The 15,445-nt window shown below is 65.2% G+C and carries 18 protein-coding genes; 3 read left to right on the top strand and 15 right to left on the bottom strand.

The window, feature by feature from the left end; translation table 11 throughout:
- Positions 1–13: 13 nt before the first annotated feature.
- Genes nifS through MBENS4_RS11505 form a run of 3 tightly spaced genes read right to left on the bottom strand, consistent with a single transcriptional unit; the run spans position 14 to position 2,505 of the window.
- On the bottom strand, positions 14–1,219 hold the full coding sequence (gene nifS, locus MBENS4_RS11515; protein WP_039390867.1) for a cysteine desulfurase NifS: 1,206 nt from the start codon (positions 1,217–1,219) through the stop codon (positions 14–16).
- A gap of 31 nt (positions 1,220–1,250) precedes the next feature.
- A complete protein-coding gene (nifU, locus tag MBENS4_RS11510) occupies positions 1,251–2,171 on the bottom strand; it encodes a Fe-S cluster assembly protein NifU (protein WP_039390866.1) in 921 nt (306 codons plus the stop codon).
- A gap of 13 nt (positions 2,172–2,184) precedes the next feature.
- The gene (locus MBENS4_RS11505) at positions 2,185–2,505 is read right to left on the bottom strand and encodes a HesB/IscA family protein (protein ID WP_039390864.1); all 321 of its coding nucleotides are present in this window, start codon (positions 2,503–2,505) and stop codon (positions 2,185–2,187) included.
- Positions 2,506–2,760: 255 nt separating this feature from the next.
- Between MBENS4_RS11505 and MBENS4_RS11500 the strand changes: the two genes are divergently transcribed.
- Both MBENS4_RS11500 and MBENS4_RS11495 read left to right on the top strand, forming a co-directional pair.
- On the top strand, positions 2,761–3,369 hold the full coding sequence (locus tag MBENS4_RS11500; RefSeq protein ID WP_039390862.1) for a hypothetical protein: 609 nt from the start codon (positions 2,761–2,763) through the stop codon (positions 3,367–3,369).
- A 109-nt stretch (positions 3,370–3,478) separates the two neighbouring features.
- Complete coding sequence (locus tag MBENS4_RS11495; protein ID WP_052322217.1) at positions 3,479–4,543, top strand: hypothetical protein; 1,065 nt, start codon at positions 3,479–3,481, stop codon at positions 4,541–4,543.
- A 16-nt stretch (positions 4,544–4,559) separates the two neighbouring features.
- Here MBENS4_RS11495 and MBENS4_RS11490 read toward each other — a convergent pair whose 3' ends face one another.
- The 12 genes from MBENS4_RS11490 to nifH form a co-directional block, all read right to left on the bottom strand.
- The gene (locus MBENS4_RS11490) at positions 4,560–4,988 is read right to left on the bottom strand and encodes a Rieske (2Fe-2S) protein (protein WP_039390860.1); all 429 of its coding nucleotides are present in this window, start codon (positions 4,986–4,988) and stop codon (positions 4,560–4,562) included.
- The gene (locus MBENS4_RS11485) at positions 4,985–5,407 is read right to left on the bottom strand and encodes a group III truncated hemoglobin (protein ID WP_052322216.1); all 423 of its coding nucleotides are present in this window, start codon (positions 5,405–5,407) and stop codon (positions 4,985–4,987) included. The genes MBENS4_RS11490 and MBENS4_RS11485 overlap by 4 nt, the downstream gene beginning before the upstream one ends.
- Positions 5,404–6,027 carry a nitrogen fixation protein NifQ gene (locus MBENS4_RS11480; RefSeq protein ID WP_039390858.1) on the bottom strand — a complete coding sequence of 208 codons (624 nt, stop codon included), beginning with the start codon at positions 6,025–6,027 and terminating at the stop codon, positions 5,404–5,406. Before MBENS4_RS11480 ends, MBENS4_RS11485 begins: the two co-directional genes overlap by 4 nt.
- A gap of 86 nt (positions 6,028–6,113) precedes the next feature.
- Positions 6,114–6,410, bottom strand: a complete 297-nt coding sequence (gene fdxB, locus MBENS4_RS11475; protein WP_242404875.1) for a ferredoxin III, nif-specific — start codon at positions 6,408–6,410, stop codon at positions 6,114–6,116.
- A complete protein-coding gene (locus MBENS4_RS11470; protein WP_039390856.1) occupies positions 6,407–6,610 on the bottom strand; it encodes a CCE_0567 family metalloprotein in 204 nt (67 codons plus the stop codon). The genes fdxB and MBENS4_RS11470 overlap by 4 nt, the downstream gene beginning before the upstream one ends.
- Positions 6,611–6,627: 17 nt before the next feature.
- Positions 6,628–7,086 (bottom strand): NifX-associated nitrogen fixation protein, encoded by a 459-nt coding sequence (locus MBENS4_RS11465; protein ID WP_039390854.1) that lies wholly within the window; start codon positions 7,084–7,086, stop codon positions 6,628–6,630.
- A 3-nt stretch (positions 7,087–7,089) separates the two neighbouring features.
- Positions 7,090–7,506, bottom strand: a complete 417-nt coding sequence (gene nifX / locus MBENS4_RS11460) for a nitrogen fixation protein NifX (protein WP_039390853.1) — start codon at positions 7,504–7,506, stop codon at positions 7,090–7,092.
- Positions 7,503–8,888 carry a nitrogenase iron-molybdenum cofactor biosynthesis protein NifN gene (gene nifN, locus MBENS4_RS11455; RefSeq protein ID WP_039390852.1) on the bottom strand — a complete coding sequence of 462 codons (1,386 nt, stop codon included), beginning with the start codon at positions 8,886–8,888 and terminating at the stop codon, positions 7,503–7,505. The genes nifX and nifN overlap by 4 nt, the downstream gene beginning before the upstream one ends.
- A gap of 2 nt (positions 8,889–8,890) precedes the next feature.
- A complete protein-coding gene (gene nifE / locus MBENS4_RS11450) occupies positions 8,891–10,309 on the bottom strand; it encodes a nitrogenase iron-molybdenum cofactor biosynthesis protein NifE (protein ID WP_052322215.1) in 1,419 nt (472 codons plus the stop codon).
- 81 nt (positions 10,310–10,390) lie between these two features.
- On the bottom strand, positions 10,391–11,950 hold the full coding sequence (nifK, locus tag MBENS4_RS11445; RefSeq protein ID WP_039390851.1) for a nitrogenase molybdenum-iron protein subunit beta: 1,560 nt from the start codon (positions 11,948–11,950) through the stop codon (positions 10,391–10,393).
- A 42-nt stretch (positions 11,951–11,992) separates the two neighbouring features.
- Positions 11,993–13,495 carry a nitrogenase molybdenum-iron protein alpha chain gene (gene nifD / locus MBENS4_RS11440; RefSeq protein ID WP_039390848.1) on the bottom strand — a complete coding sequence of 501 codons (1,503 nt, stop codon included), beginning with the start codon at positions 13,493–13,495 and terminating at the stop codon, positions 11,993–11,995.
- A gap of 165 nt (positions 13,496–13,660) precedes the next feature.
- The gene (gene nifH, locus MBENS4_RS11435; RefSeq protein WP_039390847.1) at positions 13,661–14,539 is read right to left on the bottom strand and encodes a nitrogenase iron protein; all 879 of its coding nucleotides are present in this window, start codon (positions 14,537–14,539) and stop codon (positions 13,661–13,663) included.
- Between the two features lie 368 nt (positions 14,540–14,907).
- Here nifH and MBENS4_RS11430 point away from each other — a divergent pair, with 368 nt between their 5' ends.
- Positions 14,908–15,339, top strand: coding sequence for a response regulator (locus MBENS4_RS11430; protein WP_039390844.1), 432 nt, complete (start codon positions 14,908–14,910; stop codon positions 15,337–15,339).
- Positions 15,340–15,445: the final 106 nt, after the last annotated feature.

The following is a 15,445-nucleotide window of genomic DNA, read 5'->3' as shown; positions in this document are numbered from 1 at the left end:
GGAATGGACAAGATCAGGCGTAGGTCGGGTTGAAGGCCCCTTCCTTCTCGCGTTCGCGCCAGAAGGGACTCATGTCGCGCAGGCGCGCGATGATCTGGGGCATCACCTCCAGCACACGATCGACATCGGCCTGGGTATTCTCGCGGCTGAAGGAGAAGCGGATCGCGCCGTGGGCCGCGGTGTAGGGCACGTTCATCGCGCGCAGCACGTGGCTGGGTTCGAGCGAACCGGACGTGCAGGCCGAACCCGAACTTGCCGCGATGCCTTCCCGGTTCATCAGCAGCAGGATCGCCTCGCCCTCGATGTACTCGAAGGCGACATTGGCGGTGTTGGGCAGGCGGTTTTCGACATCGCCCGTTGCAAAGGAATGGCTGATCGCGCCGAGCAGCCCCTCCTCCAGCCGGTCGCGCAGCGCGGCAACGCGGGTCTGCTCCTCGGCCATGTATTCGCCCGCAAGCTGCGCCGCGCGGCCAAGGCCGATGATGCCCGGCGCATTCTCGGTCCCGGCACGCCGGCCGCGCTCCTGGTGGCCGCCGCGCACGAGCGGACGCAGCCGCACGCCCTTGCGCACGTAGAGCGCGCCCACGCCCTTGGGCCCGTGCAACTTGTGGCCGGAGAGCGAGAGCATGTCGATCTCGGTCGCTTTCAAGTCCATCGGGATCTTGCCGACCGCCTGCACCGCATCGGTGTGGAACAGCGCGCCAGCCTCGTGCGCCATCTCGGCGAGCTTTGCGACCGGGAAGATCGTGCCTGTCTCGTTGTTGGCCCACATGATCGAGACGATCGCGGTCCGGGGCCCCAGCGCCTTGCGGTAGGCCTCCATGTCGAGACGGCCCTTGGCATCGACCGGAATGATGTGGACCCTGGCCTGCCCGGTCTTTTCGAGGTGGGCGACGAGGCTGAGCACGGCCGGATGTTCGACCGCCGAGGTGATGACCTCGTCGCGCCCTTTTTGGGTTTCAAGCGCGGAGAGGATCGCCATGTTGTCTGCCTCGGTCCCGCCCGAGGTGTAGACGATCTCGTGGTCGAACTCGGCGCCGAGCAGGTCCTGGAGCTGCTGGCGCGCCGTGGCGAGCGCCCCGCCCACCTCCGAGCCGAAGGCGTGCATCGAAGAGGCGTTGCCGAACTGCTCGGAAAAGTAGGGCATTATCGCCTCGACCACGCGTGGATCGCAGCGGGTGGTGGCGTTGTTGTCGAGGTAGACCGGGTCGTTGGCCATGGTGGGGGCTCCTTCGCGTCGGTTCGTGTGCTCAGTGGACGGGGGCGGCGGGGATGACGAGGAGCGGCACGCCAACGGCTTCGACCAGCCGTGCCTGCACGCCTTCGATGGTCGCCCCGGAGAGGTGGCAGCCCACGCACGCGCCCGTCAGCTTGACGATGACGCGGTTGCCCTCGACATCGACCAGTTCGCAGTCCCCGCCATCGCGCTGGAGCGAGGGGCGGATCGCTTCGATGGTTTCCTCGATCAGTTTGATCTTCTGGAGCGTGGTCAGCGGCGCCTTGGCTTCGGGCTGCTTGACGACGACCTTCTTCGGCTTGGCGAGCACGGGCACGGCGCCGGGCACGAAGGCCTCCTGCGCGGCAAGGATGCCTTCCTCGACCATCTGCGCGTTCACGCGTTCGAGTACCGCCTCGATACCTTCGGCGCAGGTTGCGCACGAACCGCCCGCCTTGGTGAAGTTGGTGATCTCCTCGACCGCGGTCAGGGTGTTGGCGCGGATCGTGCGCTCGATCATGCCTTCATCGACGCCGAAGCACTTGCAGATGAGCGCGCCTTCCTCGTGGTCATCGACCCATTCCTCGCCGCGATAATTGGCGACGGCCGCCTGCAGCGCCTCGTAGCCCATGACCGAGCAGTGCATCTTTTCGGGCGGCAGGCCGCCCAGGAAATCGGCGATGTCCTGGTTGGAGATCTGCATCGCCTGCTCGATGGTCTTGCCGATGATGAGCTCGGTCAGCGCCGAGGAACTGGCAATCGCCGAGCCGCAGCCGAAGGTCTGGAACTTGGCCTCGGTGATGACCTGGCTGACCGGTTCGACCTTGATCATCAGGCGCAGCGCGTCGCCGCAGCTGATCGCGCCGACATCGCCCACGCCGTCCGCGTCCTCCAGAACCCCGCTGTTCTTGGGGTTGAAGAAGTAGTCTTTGACCTTCTCGCTGTATTCCCACATGTGCCGGTCTCCCTCAGCCGAATGACTTGCCGCACGAGCAGCTGTTCGATGCGTTCGGATTTTCGAAGGTGAAGCCCGATCCCTCGAGCGCCACGACGAAGTCGATGGTGGTGCCTGCCAGGAGCGGCTGGCTGACGGGGTCGATGAAGACCTTGAGGTCCTCCTTCTCGACCACGGCGTCGTCGGCCTCGGGCTCGGCGACGAGCCCCATCATGTACTTGTAGCCCGCGCATCCCCCGGCCTCGACCTGGATCCTGAGGCCGGCCGGCGCGCTGTCGGCCTTGGCTATGGCGCTGCGCACGGCGTCCTGGGCACTGTCGGTGAGAACGATCACAAGGCTTCTCCTCGCAGATGTTGCGAAGGACCATCAGCAAGGCGCGTGCCAGTTGCGCAAAAGCCCGCAATTGCAGGCAGGGCGCGCGCACGCTGGCGTCCTCAGGAGCCCGTTCCTGTCGGTTTCGTCACATTTCGGACAGCGCCGGTGTTGCGTTGCACACAAAGGCAGACGGGCGCGCGCCTTCGCGCACACGAAACGGCAAACGGCCCGCTTCGTGCATGACGCGAGCGCCCCCTTTCAAGGAGTGAAGTCATGTCGACGCTTACGGCCCCCGCAATCAGCGATACCCCCTTCGGCACGCTTGCCGCGCAGCACCGCCTCCACAACGCCGTTCTCAAGGAGCCGCTGCCCGCGCCCGGCACCTTCGGCTTTCGCGGGGACATTGCCCTTGCCTTCCAGGACCAGGTCGCCGACGAGGCGCGCCCGCCCGCCTATTCGCTCGAACAGGTGCTGGCGGTGGGCGATGCGGCCCGCGCTAAGATCCCGGTGCTGGCAGGCTACCTGCACAACTTCGCCTGGCTCAAGGACGCGGGCGAGGTGCTGGCCGACTATCTCGTGCCCGAGGGCACCTACGTCTTCTTCGTCAACAACATCGACTTCCTGAAGACCTACAGCGTGGCCCTGCCAGGCGGCGCCACCGCCAAGGTCCTGCCGCTCGACGAGTCGACGGTGTGGAAGGAAGTGCTGGAACTGGCGGGCGTCGAAAAGACCGACGTCAAGAAGATGAGCGGGCCGGAAAAGCTCGAATACGTGCTCGCCCAGCTGGCGGCCACGAAGATGGACTACCCCGCGATTTCCTATGAGGACGGGGTCGCCGCGATGGAGCCGGTGCGCAACCGCAACGAGAACCGCCCCGTCTGACGCCCGCCCCGGAACGGGCGGCCGCCTCGGGCCGGATGCGGTGTCCCCCTTATCGCATCCGGCCCGGGTCGTGGTAGCCTAGAGGGGCGAATCGCAAGGGAGAGAGGCGATGGCATCCACAGTGTCCCATCTTGTCACGGCCGAGCAGGCCGAACTGCAAAGCGCGCCCGCCAAGGCGCTGCGCGCGCCCATGACCGCCTCGCTCTTGGGACTGGAATGGCGCAACGCCGCGCTCGACGCGCTGTTCTACGACATCGAGGGCCTGGAGAGCGAGGACGTGGCCAGGCTCGCGGCCTGGGATGCGCCCGAGGGCGCGCTGCTGCTCGTACCACCTGCGGGCAAGGGCGAGGTACAGGTCTTCAGCGAGCTTCAGGCCTTTCTCGACGCGGGCGGCGGGCAAGCCCGGGCGCTTGCTGTTGCGGGTGTGGGGAGTTCGGCCATCGGCTCGGCCGCCTTCGCGCGCGACATTGCCGAGGCTCTGGGCGGTTCGGTGGCGGCGGTCGTGTCGGGCTACGGCCTCTCCGATGCCCTGACCGAGGCGCTGGGCGGCTTCTTCTGGTTCGGCGCGCTCAATTCGATGCGCCACGCCTTCGAAGGGCTCGACCGCGCGGCGCGCACGCTCTCGGACCGTTCGCCCTCGCTCACCTCGATCGAGGCGGACAGCTTTCTCAGGCTGTCGAAGGACACCGCGACGCTGATCGCACTTCTGGAAAGCCCGCATTGCAAGATACCCATGCTGGTCGGCCACTCCAAGGGCAACCTCGTCCTGTCCGAAGCGCTCTACGCGCTGCGCAAGCAGGAGAAACTGGGGCCTGTCGCCAAGCGCACGCAGATCGTCACGATCAGCGCCAAGGTCGGCATGCCGCGCGAATTCATCGGCAAGGTCTTTGACGTGATGGGCCAATTCGACAGCTTCGGCGCACTCAATTCGCGTCCCGACATCAAGGCCGACTACCTGGTCCCGGGTGCCTGGCATTCGACCAACCCGAACTTCCCGATGGGCATGGGGATCGACGTCACCAAGGTCCTCAAGACCGTCCTGCCGCTGCTGGATACGCCAAGACCGCCCACCAACACGAACGCGCAGGCCGCGACCGTGCTCGACCTGCCGCAATGGCTGACCGGCACCTTTGCGACCGCGCCCTGGATGCTGGCGCGGCCGATGACGCTGTAAGGCGCGGCACGCGGCGCTATTCCAGACCCTCGCCGCTGTCGACATCGTCGTCCTCGACAAGGCCTGGTGCGCGAAGACAAATGTCCTCGTCGGCATCGATCTCCACCTCGATGGCGGTGAGCCGCTCACCAAGACAGGGCCCCGCCACGCATTCGCCCGAGCCCAGGTCGAAGAGCGCGCCGTGCTTGCCGCACTGGATGCGCGTGCCCTCGCCGTCGAGAAACTCGCCCTCTTCCCAATCAAGGTTGGTGTTCTGGTGCGGGCAGCGGTTTTCAAAGGCGCGCACGTTGCGCCCCCAGCGCAGGACGAAGATCGGCCAGGGTCCGACCCGCCCGTCCTCCTCGCGCCGGGCCAGCACGAAAGGCACCGCGCGGCGGTTGGGAATATCGGCAACCGCGCAGATCGCGAAAGGCGGCAGGGTCATCGTCTCGGCTCCGCCGCTCATGGTGCACCTGCCGGCCGGGCGACGGGCTTGGGAAGTGGCAGCATGCCCATCTTGAAGCTCTGCGTCATATGCGCGGCGCGCTGCATGGCCGCCGCTGCCAGTTCCTCGGGAAGGCACTCCTCCACCGCACGGCCGAAAGCGGCCATCCAGCGCGTGAAGTCCTCTTCCTCGACCCTCAGCTTGAGGTGATGGCTGTAGGGTGTGCCGCGCTGGTAGCGGTCGGTGCCCAGCAGCGCGTGCGACCAGAAATCGCGCACGAAGCCATAGTGCTCGGGAAAGTCCGGGATCATCGCCGCGAACATCGGGCCCAGCCGGTCGTCCTGGTTGCACAGCGCATAGAAGCGGCGGACCATGGCATCGATCGCGATCTCCGCGCTCTCCCCCTTGGCGAGGGCGGGTCCGATATCGCACCCGCTCATGCGTGCCCCATCTGCTGGGGCGCCGTCTTGCCGTTGGCGATGCGCGCCAGCAGCGCCTCGCCGTCCTCCGGCCCGAAGCAGGCGTCGAAATCGTCGCACTCGGCACAGACCGGCACCGAGCAGAGCCGGAAGCCTTCGGACGAGCACATCATGCGGTAGAAGAACTTCTTCCACTTCATGTCGTTCGCGTTCTTCAGGGCAAGGCGCGGGAAGTGGAGCTGCATCAGCATCGAGAGTTCATCCCGGCTGGCAAAGCCCAGGTCCTGCCACAGGTGGTTGGGGCGCTGGCAGCGCCGCGCGACCAGGCGGGTGAGGAGCAGTTCGAAGACCGAAGCCTCGCCGCAGTTCATCCAGAGAATGTCGCGCAGCGCCTGCTCTTCCCTTGCCACGACCGGCGTCCCCGCCTCGGGCAGCGTCACGTGGGGAAAGGCGATGCGGCACAGCTCGGCCAGTTCCTCGCCGTCGAGCCCGGTCGCCTCGGCCAGCGCCAGGCCGTCGCGTTCCGCCTCGAAGAAGGACAGGGCCAGGATCGAGGCGGCCAGGTGCACGTCCACCGGCGGCACGTCCGAGCGTGCGCCCTGCCAGAGCAGTTCGGCATAGATCTCTTCGCCACGTCCCATCGTCTGTGTCTCCTTCTCGTCTGGTTGTCCGGTTCTGCTCCTGTTGTCGGCCCCCTCTCCCGGGGTGAATGAACGCTGGCGTGCTCTCAGGCCGCCTTGGCGTGGGTCTGGCAATTGGTCGGGCATACGCGCGCGCAGGCGCCGCAGCCGATGCATGCGTCTTCATCGTTCATCGCCATGACGCGCTTCTCGATCTCGTCGTCGTCATCGTCCTCGTCGAGCACGACCACCTCGCCGTCCTCGTTGACGCCCTTCAGCGTCATCACGTTGCGCCCGCAGACCTTGAAACAGCGTCCGCATCCGATGCACAGGTCCGGGTCGATGGAGAGCAGGTACTCGGGCACCCAAGCGCGTCCACCGCGGGTCAGGGCCGCGGCGCTCACGAGGCGCTCTCCAGCGCCTTCATCTCGGCCTTCTTGGCGGCGAGCGCGGCGTAGCTTTCGCACACGCGACTGGCCGTCGCCATGACATTTTCCAGCCCCACGGGCAGTTCCTCGGACAAGTCGTGCAGGTCCATCTTGGCCTGCATCGCGCGCGCCGAGAGCTTCTTCACCTCGGCCTTCATCGCTTCAAGATCAGACATTGGCCCTGCGCTCCTCTTCAGTAGTCCGCGACTTCGGGGAACTTCCCGATCATGTCGCTCGCCTGCACGATCAGCTTTTCCGCCTCGGCGTTGAGCTTTTCCAGGCTGTCGAAACCGAAACGGTGCACGTCGCGCAGCGACTTGTTCACCACGACCAGCCGCCCGGCGATGAGGACCATGCGCCCGAACCCTTCGTGGCTCATCTTCATCATCGGCTGGACCATGCGGCGGGTGCGCCGCTCGATCTCGAGGCACAGCGCGCCGTAGTAGAGTTCCAGCCGCCAGAGCGTATCCGGGTCGGGATCGCCGATGATCGGGATTGCCCGGCGCGCCTCCTTGTCGAGGATGTAGGGCGCGAGCAGCTCCACGTCCGCCTTCTTCTCCCAGTGGCCGTGCGTGTCCTGCGCGCGCACCTGGCGCACCAGGGCGGCGGCAAAACCGTCAATTGCGGGGGCGTCGATCAGGTCTTCGGGCATCGCTCAGGCCTCCTCTTCCTCGAAATCGTCTTCCAGGTCGGCGACGCGCTCGCCGGTCTTCGCCATGACCTTGCGCAGCCAGGGCGGGGGCGTGCCCTTCAGCACGTCCTGCAGCCTGGCGAGCATGCCCTCGATCGGTTCGGGCTCGGCCACCTTCATGGGGTGGATGTTCTGCGCCACGACCCGCGCCGCGCCCGACCCGCCGATGGCGGCAACAACGAGAATGGCGACGCCTTCGAGCGCCTTGAGCTTGGGTTCGAGCTTGTCCTCGTTGCCGTCCTCGTTGAGCTCGCCGGAAAATTCCTCGACCCGGTCGAGCGACCAGCCTTCGGGCGTCAGGTCGTAGATCGCGATGTTGCGGGCCCAGCCGAAGTGCGCGTCGATGCGCACAAGGTCCTGCGTGGCGAAGGCGACTTTCATGGCACGAGCTCCTGTACGGTTTGATGGGAGATAGCGGATGGTTCGGGCCAGGCGTCGCGCCAGTCCTCGGGACCGGGCGTGTGGCTCTGGTGGTGGTGCATCAACATGTTGCCGACAGCGAAGAGCAGGTCGCGCGTGCCGCGGTAGCCCACGGTCACAAGGTGCGCGGCGCCCAGCGTGTCGAACATGGGAATGCCGATGCGAAAGTGCGGGATGTGCAGCCGGGCCGACGCTTGCCGGCCGTGGCTGTGGGTGATGAGAATGTCGGCGTCTTTTGCTCCGGCTTCGAGGTCTTCCAGGTCGCCCAGCAGGACTTCCTCGCACGGGACCTGTGCAAGGATGGCTGAGGTCGTGGTGGTAACCGCGCAGGCGACCTCCCCGCCCACTTCGCCCAGCGCCGAAACGAGCGCAAAGAGCAGGTCCGGTTCGGCCCCGATAGCCAGTTTGCGCCCGCCGATGTGGAAGTGCGCATCGAGCATGGCATCGACCAGCTGGCCCCGCTGGCGGCGGTAGCGCACCGGCACCGGCTTGCCCGAAATCTGCGAGAGGAAGGCCATCAACTCGTCGCACGGTGCAAGTCCGGTGAGGCGTTCAAACAGCCGGAACGGCACGCCCGCGCGCGCCTCCAGCGCCTCGGCCGCGCCGCGCATCTGTTCGCCGATGGCAAGGGTCCAGCCCGCGTGCGCCATCGCGCGTACTTCTTCAGGGCCCGTGCCGCCCAATGTCGTGGGCGTGAAATCCTCGGGGATATGCCCGTCGAGCGAGCCCGAGAGGTCGGGCAGGAAGTTCGGGACAAGGCCGAAGTCCTCGAACAGCGCGCGCAGCTCATCGATGTCGCCCGGCGTCACGTGGCAGCCGGGCAGGACGTTGATGCGGCGCGGATCACGGATCGCAGGCTCGGGCGAGATCACCATCTCCTCGATCATCGCGGTCACCGCCTTGGCCCAGCCGTCCTGGAACGCCCCTGCAAAGTCCGGGGTCGCGCACTGGACGATCTCGACACCGCCCAGTTCAGGATGGCGCGTGCGGATCTGTTGCACGAAGCCCTTGAGGTCATCGCCCTTCACTTCGGTGACGCCGGTCGAGCAGATGCCGATCAGTTCGGGCTTCGTCTTCTCGACAATGTTGAGCACGGCCTGCTCGACGTTCTCGAAGCCGCCCAGGACCGTCGCCACCTCGGACATGGCGGTGGTCTGCAGCGGGATAGCCTCGCGGAAGTGGCGCACGAAGAGGACAAGGCCAAAGCTGGTGCAGCCTTGCGAGCCGTGGAGCAGCGGCATCGCGCCGCGCATCCCCATGAAGGCGAGCGCGCCGCCGATGGGCTGGCTCATCTTGAGCGGATTGACCGTGCAGGCCTTCTTCGACTTGACGATGGCAGCCATGGCTATGCGGCCTCCCGTCCGGCGTGCTGCGGCACCTCGACTTCGTCCCAGGGGGCGGGGCGGCGCACCTCCTGCCAGACGGGGTTGGCCAGCGTACGGTCGATCTCGGCCACCATCGCGACCATGCCGTGGTAGCCGGCAAAGGCGACGTGGCGCTCCTGGTTGATGTCCATCCAGGGCATCGAGGCCTTGAGCGCGATGAACTGCGAGCGTCCGCCCGAGAGCATGATGTCGGCCTCGGCCTCTTTCAGCTTGCGGTACATCTCGCGCGGGGCGAGGTTGTCGAACATGTGGGCTTCATCGCCCATCAGCTTCTTGATCTTGTCCTTGTCCTCGCGCGTGGACTTCTTGACCGAAGTGCCCACGATGCGAAGCCCGGCCTCCTGCAGCGCAGCGACGACCGACCAGCTTTTCACGCCGCCGGTGACAAGCAGCACTTTCTTGCCCGAAAGGCGCGCGCGGTAAGGTTCAATGGCGGCCCAGGCGCGCGCTTCCTCGCGCGCGATGACCGCCTCTGTGCGCGCCATCAGTTCGGCATCGGCGCCTTGCTGGATCAGCAGCCGCGCAATCTCGCGAAGCGTGTCCGACATGTCCTCGATGCCGTAGAACGAGCCTTCGAAGAAGGGGATGCCATAGCGCTCCTCCATCTTGCGCGCGACGTTGATCATGGCTTTCGAGCAGACCATCATCGCCGCCTTCGCGCGGTGCGACCAGGCCACTTCCTCGTAGCGCGCGTCGCCCGAGATGCACGAGAGGATGCGGATGCCCAGTTCATCCAGCAGCGGCCTGATCTGCCACAGCTCGCCCGAGAGGTTGTATTCGCCGATCACGTTGATGTCGTAGGGCGTGGTGTATTCCGGCTCCTTCGTACCGATGACGTGCTTGAGCATCGCCTCGCCCGCCAGCTTGTTGCCCAGGTTCTTGGGGCCCACGAAGCCGGGCGAGTGAATGGGAATGCAGGGTGTACCGAACTTCTCGGCAGCCTTCTTGCACACCGTGTCGATGTCATCGCCGATCATCGCGGGCACGCAGGTCTCGTAGACGAAGACCGCGGGCGGGGCGTACTTCTCGACAATCTCGCGGATCGCCTTGAAGAGATGCTTCTCACCGCCGAAGACGATGTCGTTCTCGGTCATGTCGGTGGTGAAGCCAGTGCGGTAGAGCGTGGAGCCCGAGGACGCCGCGCCGCGGTTGTCCCAGGAATTGCCCTCGCACGCGATGGGCCCGTGAACCAGATGGGCGACATCGGTGATCGGCTGGAGCGCGATCTTGGCCCCGTCGAACGCGCAGCCGCCCGCCGCCCCGCCGGGCTGGAGCTGCTTGGTGCAGCCCTTCTTGCGCTCCTTCTCGGACTTGGCCTGGTTCTTCCCGCAGGCCGGCTCGTTGAACACGTCCTGGATCGTCTGGTTCAGGCTGGTCATGGCAGGCACTCCGGCGGGTGGGGGATGGGAAAAAGGGGTCTCCCCGCGACATGGCGCAGCGGCGGGGAGACCAAGGGACCTTCAGCGAATGATGTCGTAGCTGTAGTCCGTCTTGCTGGGCACATTGGTGGTCGCGTCCATGTGCTCGAAGATCCGGTCGAGGATCGTGACGAGGACGTTGAGACCACCCTGGTAGCCCCACACCGGGTAGCGGTGCTTGTGGTGGCGATCGAAGATCGGGAAGCCGATGCGGATCAGCGGCACGCCGGTGTCGCGCTCCAGGTACTTGCCGTAGGTGTTGCCGATCAGGAAATCGGGCGCCTCGGTGAAAAGGAGCGAGCGCATGTGCCACAGGTCCTTGCCCGGATAGGCCTCGCAGTTGGCCCCGAAGGGCGAGCTGTCGAACAACTCCTGCATCTTGGCCGCCCAGGCCTTGCCCCCGTTGGTCGAGAGCACGACCACCGGTTCACCGCCCAGTTCCATCACGAACTTGGCGAGGCCATAGGCAAGGTCGGGATCGCCGTAGATCGCGAACTTCTTGCCGTGGATGTGGGCGTTGGAATCGGCGATGGCATCGACCAGCCGGCCGCGTTCCTTCGCCAGTTCGTCGGGGATCTCGACGCCTGCCATGCGCGCCACTTCCATCACGAAGCTGTCGGTCGCCTCGATGCCGATAGGGTGGTTGAAGGCGGCGGTTTCCTGCCCGTGCGCAGCGATGAAGGGCAGCGTCTTTTCGGTGCAGTATTCCTGCATCGAGATCGTCCCCTTGGCGTGGATGGCATTGGCCGCATCTTCGAGCGTGGTGCCGCCATCGTACATGCGGAAGGTGCCGTCCGTCGGCGTGTCCCACACGTCCGACTGGTCGCCCAGGATCGTGTACTCGACCTGCATCATGTCGAAGATGCGCTTCACCTCGCGCAGGTTTCCGACCGCGTAGCCATCGAACCCATTGAGGAAATTGATCGAGCCGTTGGGGACACGCTCCAGCTTGGGCGCGGTCTTGGCCTTGCCGTCCCAGAAATGCTCCAGGATGCCCTTCATGGCGTTGTCGTAGCCGGTGATGTGGCTGCCCACGAAGGCCGGGGTGTGCGCGAAGGGAACGTCGAATTCCGCGGGCAGCGATTCCTTTTCCTTCGCGGTCTTGATGAAGGCGTTGAGGTCATCGCCGATCACTTCGGCCATGCAGGTGGTCGAAACCGCGATCATCTTGGGCTTGTACATGGAGTAGGCATTGGCAAGCCCGTCGACCATGTTGGTGAGCCCGCCGAACACCGCCGCATCCTCGGTCATCGAGGAGGAGACACACGAGGTCGGCTCCTTGAAGTGGCGCGAGAAGTGCGAGCGGTAGTAGGCCACACACCCTTGCGAGCCGTGCACGAAAGGCAGCGTCGATTCAAAGCCGACCGCGGCGAAGACCGCGCCCAGGGGCTGGCAGGCCTTGGCCGGATTGATCGTCAGCGCCTCGCGGGAGAAGTTGAGGTCCTTGTATTCCTCGGTCTTAGCCCATTCCTTGACGCGCTCGATCTCGGCGTCGGGATGGGGGTTCTCGAACTCGGACCGCTTCCTGGCGAGCATGTCCTTGTACTCGTCACCGCGGAACAGCTCGAAGTGGTCTTTTACCTGGTCTGCGTCCTGGGGCATGGGTGCCTCCCTTGAACTGGATGGGTTTGGAAAAAGCCGCGGTTATTCCGCCGCGATGGCCATGGTGTCGCTCTCGCCGGCCTTCCACGGCGTGGGCGCCATCGACCAGACCGGCGAGTTGATCGCCATGTCCATGTCGCGCGCGAAGATCGCGAAGCCATCATAGCCGTGGTAGGGGCCCGAGTAGTCCCAGCTGTGCATCTGGCGGAAGGGCACGCCCATCTTCTGGAAGACGTACTTTTCCTTGATGCCCGAGCCGACGAGATCGGGCTGGATCTTGTCGACGAACTTCTCGAACTCGTAGCCGGTGACATCGTCGTAGATCAGCGTGCCGTCCTTGACGTAGTGCTGGGCGGTGCGCTGGTAGTCGTCGTTATGGCCGAATTCGTAGCCGGTGCCGACCACCTCCATGCCCAGGTCCTCGTAGGCACCGATGACGTGGCGCGGACGCAGGCCGCCGACATAGAGCATGACCGTCTTGCCCTGAAGGCGCGGCTTGTACTTGGCGATCACCGCATCGGTCAGCGCGCGGTACTTGGCGATCACCTTCTCGGCGTTTTCCTGGATGGACTCGTCGAAGTAGCTGGCGATCTTGCGCAGGGATTCCTCGATCTTGGAGGGTCCGAAGAAGTTGTATTCCACCCAGGGAATGCCGTACTTCTCTTCCATGTGGCGCGAGATGTAGTTCATCGAGCGGTAGCAGTGGAGGACATTGAGCTTGGCCTTGGGCGTGGCCTCAAGCTCGGCGATCGAGCCGTCACCCGACCACTGCGCGATGACGCGAAGACCCATTTCTTCCAGCAGGATGCGGCTCGACCAGGCATCGCCCCCGATGTTGTAGTCGCCGATGATCGCGACGTCATAGGGCGAAGGCTCGAAGGTCGGTTCCTTGTCGCCCACCTTGTCGAAGACCCAGTCGCGCACCGCATCGTTGGCGATGTGGTGGCCGAGCGACTGCGAGACCCCGCGAAAGCCCTCGCAGCGCACGGGCACGATGGTCTTGCCGCCGTATTCCTTGCTCTTGGACTTGGAGACCGCCTCGATGTCATCGCCGATGAGGCCGATCGGGCACTCGGACTGGACCGTGATGCCCTTGTTCAGCGGGAACAGCATCTCGATCTCGTCCATGATCTTGGCGAGCTTCTTGTCGCCGCCAAAGACGATATCCTTCTCCTGGAAGTCGGAGGTAAACTGCATGGTCACGAAGGTGTCGATGCCGGTCGTGCCGATGTAGTAGTTGCGGCGCGCGGCCCAGGAATACTGGCCGCAGCCCACCGGCCCGTGGCTGATGTGGATCATGTCCTTGATCGGGCCCCAGACCACGCCCTTGGAGCCTGCGTAGGCGCAGCCGCGGATGGTCATGACACCGGGGATCGACTTGATGTTGGATTTGACGCCGCAGTCGCTCTTGCCCTCTTCGGAAACGTTGAGGTGCTTGGCGCGGCGCTTGGCGGATTTCGCCGGATAGACTTCAAGGACTTCCTGGATCAACGCCCGGTTGCGTTCCTTGACTTGTGCGATGTCGGTAGGGGTTGAGACGCTCATTTGGATGCACTCCTGGTTGATCCGTCCTTGCTCAGATCGAACTGGGCTCAGATCAGTGGGCTCAGATCGAACTGGGACCGGTTGTCCGGTCCTCCCCCGCTTCGCATGCCAACAAGAGGCGCGTGGGAGGACCGGACGTTCGGGGGACTGGCGCGAAGGCTCAGGTCAGACGGCGAGATCCGCGGCGGTGAGACCCACCTGCGATTCATCGACCGCCTTCATGATCCCGTGCTCCATCAGCATGTCCTCAAGCTCGTCCATGGTGATGGGGGTGGGGATGATGCCGTTGCCCGAGTTGTTGTGGATCTTCTGCGCGAGGTTGCGGTATTCCTGCGCCTGGTTCGATTCCGGGGCGTATTCGATGACCGTCATGCGGCGCAGCTCGGCATGCTGCACGATGTTGTCGCGCGGCACGAAGTGGATGAGCTGCGTGCCCAGCTTGGCGGCCAGGTTCTCGGCCAGCTCCAGCTCCTTGTCGGTCTGGCGCTCGTTGCACACGAGCCCACCCAGGCGCACGCCGCCCGAGTTGGCGTACTTGAGGATGCCCTTCGAGATGTTGTTGGCCGCGTACATGGCCATCATCTCGCCCGACATGACGATGTAGATTTCCTGGGCCTTGTTCTCGCGGATCGGCATGGCGAATCCGCCGCAGACCACGTCGCCGAGCACGTCGTACGAGACATAGTCGATGTCCTCGTAAGCGCCGTTCTCTTCCAGGAAGTTGATCGAGGTGATGACGCCGCGGCCCGCACAGCCGACGCCCGGCTCAGGGCCGCCGGATTCCACGCAGCGGATGTCCTTGTAGCCGATCTTCATGACGTCCTCGAGTTCGAGGTCCTCGACCGAGCCGGCCTCGGCCGCGAGCGACAGGATGGTGTCCTGCGCCTTGGCGTGCAGCATCAGGCGGGTGGAGTCGGCCTTGGGATCACAGCCGACGATGAGGATGCGCTGGCCAAGGTCGGCGAGCGCGGCAAGGGTGTTCTGCGAGGTGGTGGACTTGCCGATGCCGCCCTTGCCGTAGAAGGCGATTTGACGAAGTGACATTGCTTGGCTCCTAAGCTGTTAAAGCCGTGTGCACCGGATCGGACAGGGGGTCGGCCCGGACCGGTTCTCTCCCCGACGCGTCCTCTCTCGTTGCGGCGGGCCAGCAGGATGTGCCCGCTGTGCCGACCTCTCTGCACGGGGCGTGCCAAACGCCTCGCACCTCCCTAAAATCGCGTTCAATCGGGCACTTGGTGGGAATGTCGGGGCCCGCACGGGCATGTGGCAAAGCGAACAATGGGGCGTTGCATGTCGCAAAGGACACACGTTCGCCCGGCCCTGTCAGCGGCATGGCCGCGCATTTGCGTGGTAGATCAGGATGGAACGCTTCTTGCGTGGGAGGGATGAGTTCCCATGCACAGGAGAAGCCCATGCAGATCGGTGTCGAAACCGCCAAGGCCGTCGACCAGCGCCGCATCTTCGTTGTCGACGAGGACGAGATCACCCGCGCCGCCTTGCAGTTCATGCTGCACGACGAGATCGAAACCCACGAACTGGCGAGCCTGGAGGAAGCCTACGCCAAGGGGCAGGACTGGCTGCGGCCTGATGTACTGATCCTGGGTCTTTCGATCCTGCGCGCGCACGGGCTGGAGGTGCTGGCCGAGATCGCCACGCGCTACCCGGCCGCGCGCGTCCTCATCGTCGCCAGCCCGGAGGAAGAGGAACTGGGCATCGCCGCGCTGAAAGCGGGCGCCCACGGCGCGCTCATCAAGCCGCTGCGCATGGAGGCGGTGCGCCAGAAGGTCGACACGATCCTCGGGCGCGCGGGCGGCGCGGCGCTGGTACAGCTGGGAGGGTTATAGGAAAGAGGAGTGTTCCGAGGGCCATTGCCCTCGGGCTCCCCGAACTGTCGACCTCACCTTACGCCCGCTGCCCTGGCTGAGACTGGTGAGGTCGCCCATTTTGGGG

It is taken from the genome of Novosphingobium sp. MBES04, assembly GCF_000813185.1.
Classification (GTDB): Bacteria; Pseudomonadota; Alphaproteobacteria; order Sphingomonadales; family Sphingomonadaceae; genus Novosphingobium; species Novosphingobium decolorationis.
The sequence above is the reverse complement of the archived record's forward strand: the minus strand, read 5'-3'. Positions and strand labels throughout refer to the sequence as shown.